9 protein-coding genes are annotated in these 16,279 nt (G+C 74.4%); 6 read left to right on the top strand and 3 right to left on the bottom strand.

Annotation, left to right across the window (positions count from 1 at the left end):
- Positions 1–273: 273 nt before the first annotated feature.
- Positions 274–1,041 carry a TetR/AcrR family transcriptional regulator gene (locus OG440_RS19740; RefSeq protein WP_406008122.1) on the top strand — a complete coding sequence of 256 codons (768 nt, stop codon included), beginning with the start codon at positions 274–276 and terminating at the stop codon, positions 1,039–1,041.
- 320 nt (positions 1,042–1,361) lie between these two features.
- A complete protein-coding gene (locus OG440_RS19735; protein WP_406008121.1) occupies positions 1,362–3,395 on the top strand; it encodes a sigma-70 family RNA polymerase sigma factor in 2,034 nt (677 codons plus the stop codon).
- Here OG440_RS19735 and OG440_RS19730 read toward each other — a convergent pair.
- Together OG440_RS19730 and OG440_RS19725 are read right to left on the bottom strand one after the other, a co-directional pair.
- Positions 3,382–6,867 carry a BTAD domain-containing putative transcriptional regulator gene (locus tag OG440_RS19730; protein WP_406008120.1) on the bottom strand — a complete coding sequence of 1,162 codons (3,486 nt, stop codon included), beginning with the start codon at positions 6,865–6,867 and terminating at the stop codon, positions 3,382–3,384. The genes OG440_RS19735 and OG440_RS19730 overlap by 14 nt on opposite strands.
- A gap of 90 nt (positions 6,868–6,957) precedes the next feature.
- Positions 6,958–9,075, bottom strand: coding sequence for an asparagine synthase-related protein (locus tag OG440_RS19725; RefSeq protein ID WP_406008119.1), 2,118 nt, complete (start codon positions 9,073–9,075; stop codon positions 6,958–6,960).
- Positions 9,076–9,781: 706 nt separating this feature from the next.
- On the opposite strand from OG440_RS19725, the gene OG440_RS19720 reads away from it, so the two are divergent.
- From OG440_RS19720 to OG440_RS19705, 4 genes are all read left to right on the top strand, one after another.
- Complete coding sequence (locus OG440_RS19720) at positions 9,782–11,206, top strand: MFS transporter (protein ID WP_406008118.1); 1,425 nt, start codon at positions 9,782–9,784, stop codon at positions 11,204–11,206.
- Between the two features lie 84 nt (positions 11,207–11,290).
- Positions 11,291–12,508 (top strand): L-2-hydroxyglutarate oxidase, encoded by a 1,218-nt coding sequence (gene lhgO / locus OG440_RS19715; protein WP_406011398.1) that lies wholly within the window; start codon positions 11,291–11,293, stop codon positions 12,506–12,508.
- Positions 12,509–12,654: 146 nt separating this feature from the next.
- Positions 12,655–13,497: a tRNA (guanosine(46)-N7)-methyltransferase TrmB gene (gene trmB / locus OG440_RS19710; protein WP_406008117.1), complete on the top strand. Its 843-nt coding sequence runs from the start codon at positions 12,655–12,657 to the stop codon at positions 13,495–13,497.
- Between the two features lie 135 nt (positions 13,498–13,632).
- Positions 13,633–15,126: a PrsW family intramembrane metalloprotease gene (locus OG440_RS19705; RefSeq protein WP_406008116.1), complete on the top strand. Its 1,494-nt coding sequence runs from the start codon at positions 13,633–13,635 to the stop codon at positions 15,124–15,126.
- A 1-nt stretch (position 15,127) separates the two neighbouring features.
- Here OG440_RS19705 and OG440_RS19700 read toward each other — a convergent pair whose 3' ends face one another.
- Positions 15,128–16,072: an aldo/keto reductase gene (locus tag OG440_RS19700; protein WP_406008115.1), complete on the bottom strand. Its 945-nt coding sequence runs from the start codon at positions 16,070–16,072 to the stop codon at positions 15,128–15,130.
- Between the last annotated feature and the right edge of the window lie 207 nt (positions 16,073–16,279).

Raw genomic sequence — 16,279 nt, 5'->3', positions numbered from 1 at the left:
GCAGGTCAGGGGTGGTGCGCCGGGGTGCACGAAGGGGTGTAATCGGGACGTATACCGCCCGTACTCCGATCGGGGGGCGCTCCGTGCGGAACCTGCCCCTTCTGAATTGACTCCCTCTCAACTATGTTCGTGTGTCGACGGGGTGTCAGGGGGAAGTGCTCTGCGGGTCTGCGACGGGTGGGCCCGGGGAGGCCGCCCCCTGTGTTCCACGCCCCCGACTTTCTATGGCGGGGAGAGTCTCCGGGGGGAGACGTCATTACCGGGGGAACATTCATGCACACTCACAACTCGCATTGGTCGTCCGCGTCGGCCCTGTCACCAGGCGGCGCGGTCGGTACGGCAGTGGGCGGCGGACGCGGCGAAAGCGCGCGGACGGCACCCCTGCGGGTGGATGCACAGCGCAATCTCGAGCACGTACTGCGGGCGGCGCGCGAAGTCTTCGGCGAGCTGGGTTACGGCGCGCCGATGGAGGACGTGGCGCGGCGCGCGCGGGTCGGGGTCGGCACGGTCTACCGGCGTTTCCCGAGCAAGGACGTCCTGGTGCGGCGGATAGCCGAGGAGGAGACGTCCCGGCTGACCGACCAGGCGCGGACGGCGCTCGGCCAGGAGGACGAGCCGTGGTCGGCGCTGTCGCGCTTCCTGCGGACGTCCGTGGCGTCCGGTGCCGGGCGGCTGCTGCCACCGCAGGTGCTGCGGGTCGGCGTCGCGGAGGACGGCGCCGAGGCGGCGCCGGCCGAAGAGGCGCGGGTGCCGCAGCAGCGGACCCAGTCGGGCGGTGGCGAACTGCGGCTCGTCGCGGGCGACGGCACGACGGCCGCCGTCGACGACGCCGGGGCGGCGGCACTGCTCGACGTCGTGGGCCTGCTGGTGGAGCGGGCGCGGGAGGCGGGCGAGCTGCGCGCCGACGTGTCGGTGTCGGACGTGCTGCTGGTCATCGCGACGGCGGCGCCCTCGCTGCCGGATCCGGCTCAGCAGGCGGCGGCGTCGGCGCGGCTGCTGGACATCCTGCTGGAGGGCCTGCGGTCGCGTCCCTCCTCGTGAGGGCCGGGGCCGACGGCGCCGGCGGTGCCGGCGGCTTCCGGTCGGGTGGCTCGAAAGGGTGACGGTGGGGCGGGAGTGCCGCGGGACTCCCGCCCTCGTCCACCGCGCCGGAAATCCGGGACACGCCCGCCGGGAAACACAACTGACGCCTACGGCACGGGAGTTGCGTCTTCCCGGTACGGGTGGAAGCCGGTACCGGATGGGGTCGGGTCTCCACAGACGAGTGGACGTTCCGTCCGACGGGGTTCTGACCAAAAGCCAATATGGCACTCTGACCCGGTGGTCAGGACTGGATGGGCCAACGGCGGGGGCGTTCCGCGATGAGTGTTGACGGTGGGGACGAGTCGCTCGGTCCGGCCGGTGACGGTGACACGGAGGCCGACGGCCTGACCTCACCGCAGGTGCCGAGCCAGGGCGGACGCGCGAGCGGGCCCCTGGGCGGTCCGACGGTCGGCCGTCCGGCCGATCCGATGGCCCGTCCGCCGGTACGACCGGCGGTACCTCCGCTCGACGACCCGTCCGAGGGCACCGTGCCGGCCCAGCGCGAGCGGCGTGCCGAGGTGGCCCTGCCGCCGCCGCGGGACCTGCCGCCGGCCGACACCGACCTGATCGGCCGGATGCGCTCGGGCGACGACACGGCGTACGAGGAGCTGTACCGGCGGCACGCCGACGCCGTGCGCCGCTACGCCCGCACCTGCTGCCGGGACGCGTACACCGCCGACGACCTCACGGCCGAGGTGTTCGCCCGCATGCTCCAGGCGGTGCGCGGCGGCTCGGGACCCGAGTACGCCGTCCGCGCCTACCTCCTCACCTGCGTCCGGCGGGTGGCCGCGGGCTGGACGCAGACGGCGAAGCGGGAGCAACTCGTCGACGACTTCGCGGTGTTCGCCACTCAGTCCGCCCGCTCCGGCGAAGGCGCCGGCGGCGGCACGGTGTCCGACGGCTCCTTCGGAGCGGGCCTGGAACTGGGCGCCGACGTCCGCGCCATGCACGAGGCCGAACAGTCCATGGCCATGCAGGCCTTCCGCTCTCTGCCCGAGCGCTGGCAGGCGGTGCTGTGGCACACCGAGGTCGAGGACGAGTCGCCGAGCGAGGTCGCCATGCTCTTCGGCCTCGACGCCAACGGCACGCGCGTGCTCGCCAGCCGCGCCCGGGAAGGCCTCAAGCAGGCCTACCTCCAGGCGCATGTCAGCGCCACCCTCACCAGCGACGAGGAATGCGCCGGCTACGCCGACCAGCTCGGCACCTACGCCCGCCGCAGGCTGCGCACCCGCGCCGAACGGGGGCTGCGCAAGCACCTGGAGGAGTGCGCCAAATGCCGGCTGGCCGCCCTCCAGATCGAGGAGGTCGCCGGCAGCATCCCCGCCGTCGTGCCCCTCGCGGTCATCGGCTGGTTCGGTGCCGCCGGGTACGCCAAGGCGGTGGCGCTCATCACCGGCGGTGCCGGAGCGGGGGCGGCGGGCGTCGCGGGCGCGGCCGCCGCGGCGAGCGGTTCCTCGGGTGGTGCGGGCACCGGTGGCGGCGCGCTGGCCTCGGAGGGGCTGGGCGCCCCCGTGAAGGCCGGGATCGCCGCCGGGGTGGTCGCGGTGGCGGCCGCCGCCGTGGCCCTCGCGCTCGTCGGCGGCCAGGGCGGTCCCGCCGCTCAGCGGCCCGAGGCCGCCGCACCCCCGGCGTCCGCGCCGGCCCCGGTCGCCCGGCCCGAGGAGCCGACGCCCACTCCCACGCCCACGAAGGAGCGCGGGCCGCAGCCTGCGGCGATCGTCCCGGCGGACGCCCCGACACCGGCCCGCGCCGTCGAGTCGACGCCCGCCCCGGAACCGACGCCCACGCCCAGCCCGACACCGACCCCCGTCGCGACTGCGACCCCCACCGCGACCCCCACGCCCACGCCGACTCCGGCACCCACGCCGCCGCCCGGCCCGGCCGTCTATCCCCTGGGCGGGCTGTCCTTCGACGTCACCGGTGACGGAGCCGGACCCGAGATCCGGCTCGGCGGCAGCAGCTGGGTGTGGCAGCGGTACGGGCTGTCCATCGCGGACCGGTGGTACGAGCGTGGGGTGACCGTGCACGGCGACTCCTCCGTGACCGTCGACCTCAACCGGGCGTGCACCTCCTACGACGCGTTCGTCGGCGTCGACGACCTGACGATGAAGCTCGGCAAGGTCTCCTTCGCCGTCTACGCCGACGGACGCCGGGTCTGGGCGTCCGGTGCGATCAAGGGCGGCGACCCGGCGGTGCCCGTCCACGTGAACCTCACCGGCCGCACCACGGTGCGTCTGGTGGTCGAGCCGCACAACGGCCTCGACTCGGTGGCGCTCGCGGACTGGGCGGACTCCGGGTTCACCTGCTCGTAGGCGTCTGCGCCGTCGCGGCCGGCGGTCCGGCCGGGTGGTCGTGCACGCTGTCCGTGAGCTCGCGCAGGACGTCGGTCACCGTCAGCGGCATGCCCAGGGCGCGCTCCGCCGCCCAGCGCTCGGTGCCCAGGGCCTCGCGGGCCGCCGTCTCGGCGAGCTCGGCGCGGGCCTGCTGCGGGGCGGGCCGCGGGTGGGGGCCGCGCAGGGTGTCGGCGGCCGCCAGGAGACGGGTCGCGCGCGGGTGGTCCCCGAGCCGGGTCAGCAGATCCGCCGCGCCGTCCAGGATCGCCGCCGTGACCGTCTCGGCGCACTGGTCGGCCACCGACCGGCGCAGCGTGTCGGCGAGCATCGGCAGGCCGTGCGCGGGGCCGCGTTCGGCGGCGGTGAGATCCGCGTCGAGCATGTTCAGTGCCGCGAGGAACTGGGGCGGCGGGGTGCCCGCCGCGGCCGCCACGCGGACCTCGTCGCAGAGCACGCGCGCGTGTGCCACCTCGCCCTCCTGCAACGCGATGTGGGAGCGCAGCAGGAGGACGAACGCCCGGACGTCGGGCACGCCGTAGCGGTCGGCGGCACCGTCCGCCTCGTCCAGCGTGGCCAGGGCGCCCTCGACGTCACCCGAGCGGTAGGCGATCTCCGCGAGCCGGGCGATCAGGAACGGCGACTCGGCGTATGCCCCGACCTCGTAGGCGAGGCGCAGCGCCTCGCGATACTCGCTCTCCGCCTCCACGAAACGGCCGCGCGCCATCTCCGCCTCGCCGGCCGCGCCGCACACCTGGGCCCGCATCCAGCGGTCGCCGACGCGCAGGCTGAGCTCGCGCAGCTCCGCCAGGTCGTCGTCCACGCCGTGCAGTCCGCCGGGCGAGTCGACGACCATGTGGGTGCGGAACATCAGGGCGCAGCCGAGCTCCCAGTCGCCGCCGTGGACCCGGCAGTTGGCGACGGCGCGGTCCAGGACCGCGCGGACGTCCACCATGTCCCTCATCTGGAAGGCCGTCAGCGGCCACAGCAGGCCCGGCATACGCGCCGCCCGGGGGCCGCCCGGCTCGTAGTCGGCGCGCAGGCGGACCAGGTACTCCTGGTAGCGCGGGTCCGCCACGAAGTCCCTCGGCTCGGACTCCGACAGCAGGAACAGGTTCAGCATCCGCAGGTTCATCCGCTGGGTGTGCCGGGGGTGGGCGGTCTCCGTGGCGGCCTCGGTGCCGAGCAGGGCGTCGACGGGGTCGAGGGCGGCCATGCGGGCGGTGAGATCGGCGGGCAGGGGCGACGGCACGCCGGACGAGGCTTCCTCAGGGGTGCCCTCGGTGCCCTCGGTGTCCTGGGCGCCCTGAGTGTTCTGGGCGCCCTGGGTGTGCGGGAGGTCCAAAGTGTCGAGGACGGCGCTCAGGCGCATGGTCCGGTCGGTCCACTCGGCGCCCTCGCGACGGTAGTTGCGCAGCCACCAGAACCAGCCCGTGGCGAGGCAGAGGGCGATGGCCTCCTCCTCGTCGCCCGCCGTGAGCGCGCGCTGGAGGGCCACCCGGATGTTGTCCAGTTCGGTCTCCAGGCGGGAGATCCAGGGAAGTTGCCCGGCGGAGCGCAGCAGCGGGTCGGCCCGTTCGACGAGGGCGCGCACCCACGCGCGGTGGCGCCGTCGGGCCGCCGCGCGGCAGCGGGGTAGCTCGGCGGCGCGTTCGGTCGCGTACTCGTGGATCGTCTCCAGCATGCGGTAGCGCATGCCGCCCCCGCCGTCGCGCTCGCACGGGGCGGCCACGACCAGGGACTTGTCGACGAGCGCGCCGACGAGGTCCGCGACCGGGCCGGTGCACACGGCTTCCGCCGCCTCCAGGTCCCAGCCGCCCGCGAACACGGACAGCTCGCGCAGCAGTGTGCGCTCGGGTTCGTCGAGCAGGTCCCACGACCAGTCGACGACGGCACGCAGGGTCTGCTGGCGGGGCAGGACCGTGCGGCTGCCGGAGGTGAGGAGGCGGAAGCGGTCGTCGAGGCGGTCGGCGATCTGGCGCGGGGTGAGCATCCGCAGCCGGGCGGCGGACAGTTCGATGGCGAGCGGCAGTCCGTCCAGCCGCCGGCAGATCTCCGCGATCGCCCGCTCGTCCCGCAGCAGGGCGGCTGTCGCGTCGGGGCGGACGGCGGTCGCGCGCTCGGTGAAGAGACGGTGCGCCTGGTCGGGGAGGAGAGGCTCGACCGGACGGACCGACTCGCCCGGGACGCCCAGGGGTTCACGGCTGGTGGCGAGGATCGTGAGCCCGGGGCAGCGGGTGAGGAGGGTCTCGGCGAGGGCGGCGGCCGCGCCGATGACGTGTTCGCAGTTGTCAAGGATCAGGAGTTGGCTGCGCGGGGCGCAGTACTCGACGAGCAGGGCGACCGGGTCGTCCTGCGGGGACGCCAGCTCGGTGGTCATCAGGGCGGTCTCGCGCAGACCGAGGGCACTGACCACCGCGCCCGGCACCGCCTCCGGCCGGTCGAGCGGCGCCAGCTCGGCCAGCCACGCCTGGGGGAGCCCGGCGGCGGCCTCCTCGGCGAGACGGGTCTTTCCGGAGCCGCCCGGTCCGGTGAGGGTGACGAGACGGGCCCTGTGCAATGCGGAACGGATGGCGTGCAGCTCGGGTTCCCGGCCCACGAAGGAGGTAAGCCGCGGACGGATGTTGCCGGTGCGTTCGGGGAGCCGGAGCGGGCTGCGGGACGCCGGCGGTGTCACCGGTTCGGGGTGGTGGGTCGCAGGGGTGCCCTGGGCCGCCGGGGTGCCGGGGGCCGGTTCCGGGCGGTGGAGGAGCTCGGTGTGCAGGGCGCGCAGGTGCGGGCCCGGGTCGGTGCCGAGTCCGTCGGCGAGGGTACGGCGGGCGGTCTCGTACGCGGCGAGGGCGTCGGCTTCGCGGCCGGTGTCGCGCAGGGCGCGGATGAGGAGGACGTGCAGCGGCTCGTCGTACGGGTGCGCCGCGGCCAGTTCGGTCAGGCGCGGTACGGCTTCGCGGGCGCGGCCGAGGAGGAGGTCCGCCTCGGCACGACCGCGGGTGGCCTCCAGACGGAGGGCCTCGGGGCGGGTGGCCGCGGTGCGGTCGGGAAGGTCGGCCAGGGCGGGGCCGCGCCACAGGGCGAGGGCGTCGTCCAGGGTGCGGGCGGCGGTGGGCGCGTCACCTCGCCGCAGCGCCTCGTCGCCCTCGCGCACGAGCCGTTCGAAGACGAAGAGGTCGACGTCGTCCTCGGTCGCGGCGAGGCGGTATCCGCCCGGGGCGGAGGTGACGCCGTCCTTGCCGACGGCCCGGCGGAGACGGCCGATCAGTGCCTGGAGGGCGGCCGGGGCGTCCTGGGGCGGGTTCTCGGCCCACACCTCGTCGATGAGGGTCTCCGGGGCGGTGAGGCGGCCCGGACGGAGGGCCAGGGCCGTCAGGAGGGCGCGAAGCCGGCGACCGGGGACGGGTACGGCGGTGCCCTGGTCGTCCGTTGTCTGGGTGACGCCCAGAATTCTGTACCGCACCCGCCCATTGTCACCGGGGGTGAGGCGTGGGGCACGGGGTTTGTGGCCGGTGGGTGGTCGGTGGGTCGTGGGGTGGGTGGTCGGTGGGGCTCACCCCCCGGAGGAGACCGCCCGTCTCTGGGGAGCGATGCCCGCCGGTACGGCACGCGCGCGTGCCGGTGTGCCCGTCCAGCAGGTGCCCCGGCGGGACAGCAGGCGGCGCAGCCAGAGTTCCAGGGAGATGAGGTCGGCCAGGCCGTCCAGGGGGAGGGGCTCGCCCGCCGCCGCGGCCCGGAGGGCCTTGCGGACGACTCTCGCCTCGATCAGACCCGCCTCCGCGAGGAGGGGCGCCTCGAAGAGGGTGAGCAGGGGGTCCATGGCCATGCGCAGGCCCGCCCGGGCCGCCGCGGTGGCGGACGCCTGGGAGGGGGCGCCCCAGCCGGGCGGGAGGTCGGTGACGCCGGCGCCCTTCAGGACGGTGCGCAGGATCGCGGCACGCGCCCCCGGTTGCACGCGCAGGGTCTCGGGGAGCGCGCGGCACGCGCGGACGACCTGGTTGTCGAGGAACGGTGCGTGCAGTCGCTGGGAGCGGATCTCGGCGGCCTGCTCCAGGACGCGCAGGTCCATGGCGTGCCGGGCGAGGGCCGCACGGGCCCGGTAGTCGCCCGGCCGCTGGCCGGGACCCACGCCCGAACGGTGCGCGGCCCCTTGGAGGCGAACCGATACTTCAGCCAGCGCCTCCCCCGTCAGCCAGCGCGCGGCCGGGCCCGCTCCACCCCAGGTGAGGGCGGCGAGCGACGCCCCTACGGCGCCTGTGGGGTCGTCGGAGCCGAAGGTTCGGTGCATGAGGCGTTCGGCCAGGCCCTCCAGGCCGGCGCGGTACGGCATGCGGGCCAGCCGGCGGGCCGCGCCGTACACGCGCGCGGGGACGAGCACCGAGCCGTCGGCCTTCGTCAGGGCCGCCACCGGGCGCACCAGATGACGGCGTTTGCGGTCCATCAACAGGTCCGCGAGGCGGGCCGGGTGGGCGTCCAGCACCTGCCGGGCGCCGTAGCCCGTGAAGTGGTCCGCGCTGCCGGCCGCGAGGCGCGCGCGGTGCCGGGCGGCCGTGACCAGGCTGGGGCCGGGTTCGTCGGTCAGCGGGCCGTCCAGGTCGGCGTAGGGCAGGGCCTCCTCGCCGCCGGCCACCACGACGTGGTGCAGGCGCGGGTTGGCCGCGAGGGTGCCGGCCCGTTCCAGTTCGGCCTCGCGGCCGCCGACGGCCAGGTCGTTGAAGGTGACGGCCAGCAGCCGCTCCCCCGCGCCCGTACCGTGGCCCAGCAGCGTGCCCGGCATGCCGGGCAGGCCCGCCGCGAGGAGCGCCAGCGTGCCCGAGGCCGGACCGCCGGAGAGGTCGGCGCCGATGCCGGGAACGGGCATCCCGCGCGCGGCACGCCGTTCCGCGGGCCCCATGCCGGGCACCGGGCCGGGGTCGATGTCGGGGACGTGCCGGGGCGCGGCCAGCCGTGTGCGGACCGCCTCGATGAGGGCGTCGCGTACGGCGCCGACCGCGCTCTCCGGGTCGGCGGGGGGCGCCGCGACGGCGAGCGAGGCGACCGGCTCGTATCCGGCGATCTCCCGGGCCCCGGCGCGAAGGATCAGCGCGTGCCCCGGCGGAATGCGGTGCACGCCGTCGTACGGGGTGGAGTCGTGCAGCGCGGCCGGTACGTCGGGGGCGGCCAGGAGCGCCGCCAGGTGGCCGAAGTCGAGGTTGGCCTCGATGAGGTCGGCCAGCGGGAGCGCGGCCGTCGCGTACGCCGTGCCACCGGCCCAGGGCGTGTGGAACACCGGGCGCGCGCCCGCCAGATCGCCGCAGACCGTGATGCGCCGGTCGACCTGGACGATCGCCGTGTAGCTGCCCGGCCAGGCCGTCAGATGCCGAAGTGCCCCTCCGCGCGCGGCGAACAGTCCGACGCGCAGCTGTTCGTCCGTCGCGCCGCAGGTGCCGAGGACCGCGACCCGGGTCCGGGCGTCGGCCTTCACGATCCGCACCTCGTCGGGGCGCCAGTCGCCGACGGCCCACAGCGGATCGGGGTCGCCCCACAGGAGTTGGGAGCCGACCGGGTGCAGGGTCTCGCCGTCGTGCCCGACCCGGCCTCCGTACGCGGCGTCGTCGTGACGGCCGTCGTAGCCGCCGGATCCGCCCAGCGCGCCCGTGGCGGTGCTGCTCCATCCCACCAACCACCGCATGGACGCCTCCACAGGCTGTGGACAACCGAGTGCACCGTACGAACGGTTCACCATGCTGCCACGAAGAACGCGCCGTAGAAGGAGGCGGCGCCGCTCGCGATCCGGGGACTGTACCCGCGTCAACACGTCGGCGCTTGCGGGGGAGTCGTTGAGCACCCCGGCGTCTGCGACGTGAATGCGCCCCCGGTACGCTCCCCCAAGACGCCCTGCGCGCCCTCGATTTCCATGGTGGGAGGCGTTGTCCCCCACAGAACAGAGGGTCGATTTTCGGCCAAATCCCCGTGGTGCGACGCGCGTCGAGAACGTCCCGCGCAGGCCTCGCACACGCTCCGTACACACGCGCGTGCCGCCAAGGGCTCGCGCCGGCCCGGGAGGCGGACGCCGCCTCCCGGACCGCTCCGCCGCCCGCGGGGATGAAGGCGGCGGTGTCCCCCAGCCCACTGGATCCAGTACAGCGGGCCGACCCACGCACGGCCCATGGAACCGCTCCCGCGGTGGCCGGAGAAGAGCGCACGGCCGGGCGCACGGCCACACGGCGGGGGCACGACGCGACGATCCGTACCGGCGCCCCGACATTCGTACGGACCACAATCCCGCCAACCGGAAGAATGCCCCTTAACGCTTGGGATGCGGCGAACTACGCTGGGTTTACGAATGCCGCATGGTTATGCCAGCGCGGCAGCCGTCTGTGTCGAGGGGTGGCGCAATGTCCAGGGAGCAACGCGGGCCGAACGAAAAACTCGGCACCGTTCTCGCCCTCGCGGGAATCAGCAACGCAGGACTCGCGCGACGCGTCAACGATCTTGGCGCTCAACGCGGGTTGACTCTTCGCTACGACAAGACGTCGGTGGCGCGCTGGGTGTCGAAGGGCATGGTGCCGCAGGGCGCCGCGCCCCACCTCATCGCGGCCGCCATCGGCCAGAAGCTCGGCCGTCCGGTGCCGCTCCACGAGATCGGCCTGGCGGACGCGGATCCCGCACCAGAGGTGGGCCTCGCCTTCCCCAGGGACGTCAACCAGGCCGTGCGCTCGGCCACGGAGCTCTACCGCCTCGACCTCGCCGGCCGCCGGGCCGGTTCCGGGGGCATCTGGCAGTCGCTGGCGGGATCGTTCGCAGTAAGCGCGTACGCGACGCCCGCCTCACGGTGGCTGATAACCCCGGCCGACAGTTCGGTGGCGCGCGAGGTACACCTCGTGGAGGAGTCCGGCGCACCGCTCAAAGTCGGCCACAGCGATGTGCAGAAGCTGCGGGAGGCCGCCGAGGACGCCAGACGCTGGGACTCCAAGTACGGCGGCGGCGACTGGCGTTCGTCCATGGTGCCGGAGTGCCTGCGGGTGGAGGCGGCTCCGCTGCTGCTCGGCTCGTACTCCGACGAGGTCGGCCGGGCCCTGTTCGGGGCGAGCGCCGAACTGACGCGCCTCGCGGGGTGGATGGCGTTCGACACCGGTCAGCAGGAGGCCGCGCAGCGCTACTACATCCAGGCGCTGCGGCTCGCCCGCGCGGCGGCCGACGTGCCCCTCGGGGGCTATGTCCTGGCCTCCATGTCCCTCCAGGCCACGTACCGCGGCTTCGGCGACGAGGGCGTCGATCTCGCGCAGGCGGCACTGGAGCGCAACCGGGGGCTGGCCACGGCCCGCACGATGAGCTTCTTCCGGCTCGTCGAGGCACGCGCGCACGCACGCGCCGGGGACGCGCAGGCCGCCGGCGCGGCGCTGAAGGCCGCCGAGGGCTGGCTGGAGCGGTCCCGTGACGGAGATCACGACCCGACCTGGCTCGGCTTCTACTCCTACGACCGCTTCGCCGCCGACGCCGCCGAGTGCTACCGCGACCTGAAGGCGCCGCGGCAGGTGCGCAGGTTCACCGAGCAGGCGCTGTCGCAGCCGACGGAGGAGTTCGTCCGGTCGCACGGGCTGCGGCTCGTCGTCTCTGCGGTCGCCGAACTGGAGTCGGGCAACCTGGACGCCGCCTGCGCGCAGGGCGTGCGGGCCGTGGAGGTGGCCGGGCGTATCTCCTCCGCCCGCACCACGGAGTACGTCAAGGATCTCCTGCACCGGCTGGAGCCCTACGGCGACGAGCCGCGGGTGGTGGAACTGCGGGAGCGGGCCCGGCCCCTGCTGATGACTCCGGCCTGACGGCCCCGGGCCACGGACCGGCAGGACGCCCGCCCCGGGTTTGAAGCCACTGTCAGTGGCGCAGTGCACTATCGAAGCCGGGAGGTGGTGCACGTGCCGAGGATCGCTTACGACTGTGACGTGCTCGTGGTCGGCGGGGGCATCGTGGGGCTGTCCACGGCGTACGCGATCACGCGTGCCGCCCCGGGTACCCGCGTGACGGTGCTGGAGAAGGAGCCCGGGGTGGCGCGCCACCAGACCGGGCGCAACAGCGGGGTCGTGCACAGCGGGATCTACTACCGGCCGGGATCGCTGAAGGCGCGGTACGCGGTGCGGGGCGCGGCGGAGATGACGAAGTTCTGCGCCGAGTACGGCATCCCGCACTCCGTCACCGGCAAGCTGATCGTCGCCACGAGCCGGGAGGAGCTGCCCCGGCTGCACGCGCTGGTGCAGCGCGGCCGGGAGAACGGGATTCCGGTCCGGGAACTGGGCGCCGCCCAGATCGCCGAGTACGAGCCGGAGGTCCGGGGGCTCGCCGCGATACGGGTGCGGACGACGGGCATCTGCGACTACTCGGCCGTCGCACGGCAGCTGGGCCGGGCCTCCGGGGCGGACATCCGGTACGGCGCCCGGGTCGTGCGGATCGACCGGCGGCCGGAGCACGGGGTGGCGGTGCTCACCGCGCGCGGGGACGTCGTCCGGGGTCGGGTGCTGGTGAACTGCGCCGGGCTGTACTCCGACGAGGTGGCCCGGCTGACCGGGGACGAGCCCGACGTGCGGATCGTGCCGTTCCGGGGCGAGTACTACGAGCTGGCGCGGCCCGAGCTGGTGCGCGGGCTGGTGTACCCGGTGCCCGATCCGGCGTTCCCCTTCCTGGGCGTGCACCTGACCAGGGGGATCGACGGGGGTGTGCACGTCGGCCCCAACGCCGTGCCGGCGCTGGCCCGGGAGGGGTACGGCTGGGGCGTCGTACGGCCCCGCGAGGCGATGGCCACGGCGGCCTGGCCCGGGGCGTGGCGGATGGGCCGGCAGCACTGGCGGTACGGGATGGGGGAGCTGCGGCGGTCGGTGTCGAAGAGGGCGTTCGTGGACGCGGTGCGCCGGCTGCTGCCGGCGGTGGAGGAGGGCGACCTGGTGCGGGCGTCGGCCGGGGTACGGGCGCAGGCGGTGCTGCGGGACGGCACTCTGGTGGACGACTTCCTCATACGGGAGGCGCCACGGGTGGTCCACGTGCTGAACGCGCCCTCGCCGGCGGCCACCGCCTCCCTCCCGATCGGACGAGAGGTGGCCCGCCGGGCCCTGGCGGCTCTGGCCGACGCGTGAGCGGTCGGGTGCCGTGCCGCACCGATGCCCGGCCGGACGCGGTACCGCCCGTGTGCGCGGTCGCGGGTGCCGTCGGCATGCCGGGCTCGCGGCCACCCCACGGGCGCCGTCGGCACCTGGAGCCGACCCGTAAAATCGACCTCACTGTGTCTGATTCCGTGAGTACCCCCGAAGCCCCCCAGCCCTTTCCCGGTGGCGAGCACCACCCGGGCGAGTCCGTTCGGCACACCCGCGCCAAGGGAGAGCCCCGGTTCCCCGACGGGCCCAAGGCCGATCCCGCCGGGTCGCACTTCGAGCGGCGGATCCGCAGCTTCCAGCCCCGGCGCAGCCGGGTGACCGCAGGGCAGGCGGACGCCTTGCAGCGTCTGTGGGCCAAGTGGGGGCTCGACATCGACGGGCACCACGTCGACCTCGCCGAGCTGTTCGGCGACGAGCGCCCCGTCGTGCTGGAGATCGGCTTCGGCATGGGCGAGGCGACCGCGCAGATGGCGGCCGCCGACCCGGAGACCGGCATCCTCGCGGTGGACGTGCACACGCCCGGCCAGGGGAATCTGCTCAACCTCGCGGACCGCACCGGGCTGACCAACGTCCGGGTGGCCAACGGCGACGCGATCATCCTGCTGCGCGAGATGCTGCCGGCGGACTCGCTGGACGGGCTGCGCGTCTACTTCCCCGACCCCTGGCCGAAGAAGCGCCACCACAAGCGGCGCCTCATCCAGCCCGAGTTCCTCGACCTGGCCGCGACGCGGCTGAAACCGGGGGCGACCGTGCACTGCGCCACGGACTGGGAGCCGTACGCCGAGCAGATGCTCGAGGTGCTGAGCGCGCATCCCGGTTTCGAGAACACGCAGGCCGACGGCGGGTTCGCGCCCCGGCCCGAGTTCCGGCCGCTGACCCGTTTCGAGGGACAGGGGCTGGACAAGGGTCACGTCGTGAACGATCTGCTCTTCCGTCGCGTACAGCATCCCGTCCAGCCCGGGGATCGCTGACCGGCCGAGGACCGATCAGGACCGCCCGAGGAATCGGTCGAGGAATCGGTCGGGAAACGAGGTCCCGCCCCACCAGAGGATCACCGACCGACCTGCCCCTCCACCACAGTCCTCTCCCTCGTTAGGGTCGATGCCGTGGCCATCAGTCCTCCGTTTCCGCCCCGTCCGCCGCATCCCGGCGGCGCACCCGAGGACGGTGTGCTCCGGCGCGCTCACCGGTGGCAGCGGTGGGTGTCCCCCCGGGGCGGAGGCGGGCCGAGGACCTGGGGAAAGCTGCGGTACGCGGCCCTGATCACCCTGCTCGCACTGTCCGGCCTGGTCATCCTCGCGCTGGTGCGCGAACAGACCGGCACGGAGGGGTTCCTGGTCGGGCTCGGTCTCGCCGTGCTGCCCGTACCGCTGCTGGTCGCCGCCTTCCGCTGGCTGGACCGGGTCGAGCCCGGACCCTGGCAGAACCTCCTCTTCGCCTTCGCCTGGGGCGCGTGCGCGGCGGCGCTGATAGCCATCATCGCCAACAGCTTCGCGACCCGATGGATAGCCACCGCGACCGCCGACCCGTCCGGCGCGGACACCCTCGGGGCGACCGTCATAGCGCCGATCGTCGAGGAGTCCGCGAAGGCCGCCGCCGTCCTGCTGGTGTTCCTCTTCCGCAGGCGGCACTTCACCGGGATCGTCGACGGCGTGGTCATAGCCGGGCTCACCGCCACCGGCTTCGCGTTCACCGAGAACATCCTCTACCTGGGCACCGCCTTCGGTACCGACCGGCTCACGGGCGACACCGGCGTCGCGTCCGTCACCGCCGCGACCTTCTTCGTACGCGTCGTCATGTCGCCGTTCGCGCACCCGCTGTTCACCGTCCTGACCGGCATCGGCTTCGGCTTCGCCGCGTTCTCCGGGGACCGCCGGCAGCTGCGGCGCGTGCTGCTCCCGCTGGGCGGACTGCTCCTCGCGATGGGCATGCACGCCCTGTGGAACGGCTCCTCGTCGTTCGGCGAGTTCGGGTTCTTCGCCGTGTACGTGGCGTTCATGGTGCCCGCGTTCGGGCTGCTGACCTGGCTGGCGGTGTGGACGCGGCAACGCGAGCTGCGTGCCGTGCGCGAGGAACTGCCCGCCTACGCGGCCGCCGGCTGGCTCGCCCCGGCCGAGCCGTTCGCGCTCGGCTCGATGCGGGCCCGCCGACTGGCCCGGGAGTACGCCGGCCTGCACCTCGGCAAGCCGGCGGCGCGCGAGGTGGCGCGGTACGAGGCGTACGCGACGGCCCTCGCGTTTCTGCGGTACCGCAGCCGACGGGGGCAGGCCGACGCCGACTTCCTCGTCCGGGAGCGGGAGTTGCTCGACGAGCTGTGGCGGCGCAAGGACCTCGCCCGGCCCGCGCTGGACCACGCGGCCCGCGTGACGGCCCCGCCGGTGAGGGTGACCGCGCCGCCCTGGCCGGTGTACGGGGTGTACGGGTACGGCCAGGGTCCCGCGGCCCACGGGCAGGGCCACAGCGCCGGGTTCGGACACCCGGCGGGGCCGATGTACGGAAGTCCGGCGGGGCCGATGTACGGGTACGGCTACGGGGGCCCGGCGGCGCACGGTCCCGGACCGGGGCACGGACCGGCGTACGGCCCCCGCTCGCACCGGTAGGTCAGGCCGAGGCCCGGTTCAGCCGGGTGATCTCCTGTGCCGTCAGTTCCAGCTCCGCCACCCCCAGCAGCGCGGGCAGCTGCTCGACCGTTCGCGCGGAGGCGATCGGCGCGGCGACCGTCGGCTGCGCGGCGAGCCACGCCAGGGCGACCGTGGGGATGTGGGTGCCGTGGGCCTGGGCGACCTCGTCCAGGGCCGTGAGGACGTTCCGGCCCCGCTCCGTGTCGAGGTGCTTGGCGGCGCCGGCGGCGCGGGCGCTCTCCACCGTCGTACCGGGCCGGTACTTGCCGGTGAGGAAGCCGGCGGCCAGCGCGAAGTACGGGACGGCGGCGAGGCCGAAGCGGCCGGCGAGGTCCTGGAGGCGGCCCTCGTAGGTGTCGCGGGAGACCAGGTTGTAGTGGGGCTGGAGGGCGACGTAGCGGGCCAGGCCCTCGCGGTCGGAGAACTCCAGGGACTCCTGGAGCCGCTCGGGCGAGATGTTGGAAGCCGCGATGTGCCGCACCTTGCCCGCCCGCACCAGCTCGTCGAGCGCGCCGATGATCTCCTCGACGGGCACCTCGGGCTTGTCGAAGTGCGTGTAGTAGAGGTCGATGTGGTCGGTGCCCAGGCGGCGGAGCGAGGCGTCGGCGGCTGCCTTGATGTTGTCGGCGGACAGGCCGGGGAACTCGGGGTGCTGGCTCACCTTGGTGGCGATCACGACGTCGTCGCGGTTGCCCCGGGCCTTCACCCACCTGCCGATGACGGTCTCGGACTCACCACCGCTGTTGCCGTCGATCCATGCCGAGTAGGAGTCGGCGGTGTCGACGAAGTTCCCGCCCGCGGCCGCGTAGGCGTCGAGAACGGCGAAGGAGGCCGTCTCGTCGGCGGTCCAGCCGAAGACGTTGCCGCCCAGGGAGAGCGGGAAGACCTCGAGGTCGGAGGAGCCGAGTCGGCGAAGAGCAGTCATGCTTCGTGTCAACGGACGAGGACCGTCCGCCCATTCCGGGCGTGACGCGAAGAACAGATGAACGGCCCCTGTGCACGGCGCCCGCACACCGCACAGATCGGCGGCCCCGACGCGGAGGGCGTCGGGGCTGCCGGGGTGGCTCAGGGCTGCGGGGCTGGATCAGGTGTCCGCGGGACGGGTTCCGCCCGGGGAGCGACCGAGGGGTGC

Source organism: Streptomyces sp. NBC_00637, from assembly GCF_045161545.1.
Classification (GTDB): domain Bacteria; phylum Actinomycetota; class Actinomycetes; order Streptomycetales; family Streptomycetaceae; genus Streptomyces.
Note: the sequence above shows the minus strand (reverse complement) of the source record. Positions and strands in the feature narration are given on the sequence as shown.

Bases quoted from the DNA above. Each gene is read 5' to 3' on its own strand.
- OG440_RS19735 (WP_406008121.1), top strand. From the start codon at position 1,362: ATGAGTGTTGACGGTGGGGACGAGTCGCTCGGTCCGGCCGGTGACGGT.
- OG440_RS19725 (WP_406008119.1), bottom strand. From the start codon at position 9,075: ATGCGGTGGTTGGTGGGATGGAGCAGCACCGCCACGGGCGCGCTGGGC.
- OG440_RS19740 (WP_406008122.1), top strand. From the start codon at position 274: ATGCACACTCACAACTCGCATTGGTCGTCCGCGTCGGCCCTGTCACCA.
- OG440_RS19700 (WP_406008115.1), bottom strand. From the start codon at position 16,072: ATGACTGCTCTTCGCCGACTCGGCTCCTCCGACCTCGAGGTCTTCCCG.
- OG440_RS19720 (WP_406008118.1), top strand. From the start codon at position 9,782: ATGTCCAGGGAGCAACGCGGGCCGAACGAAAAACTCGGCACCGTTCTC.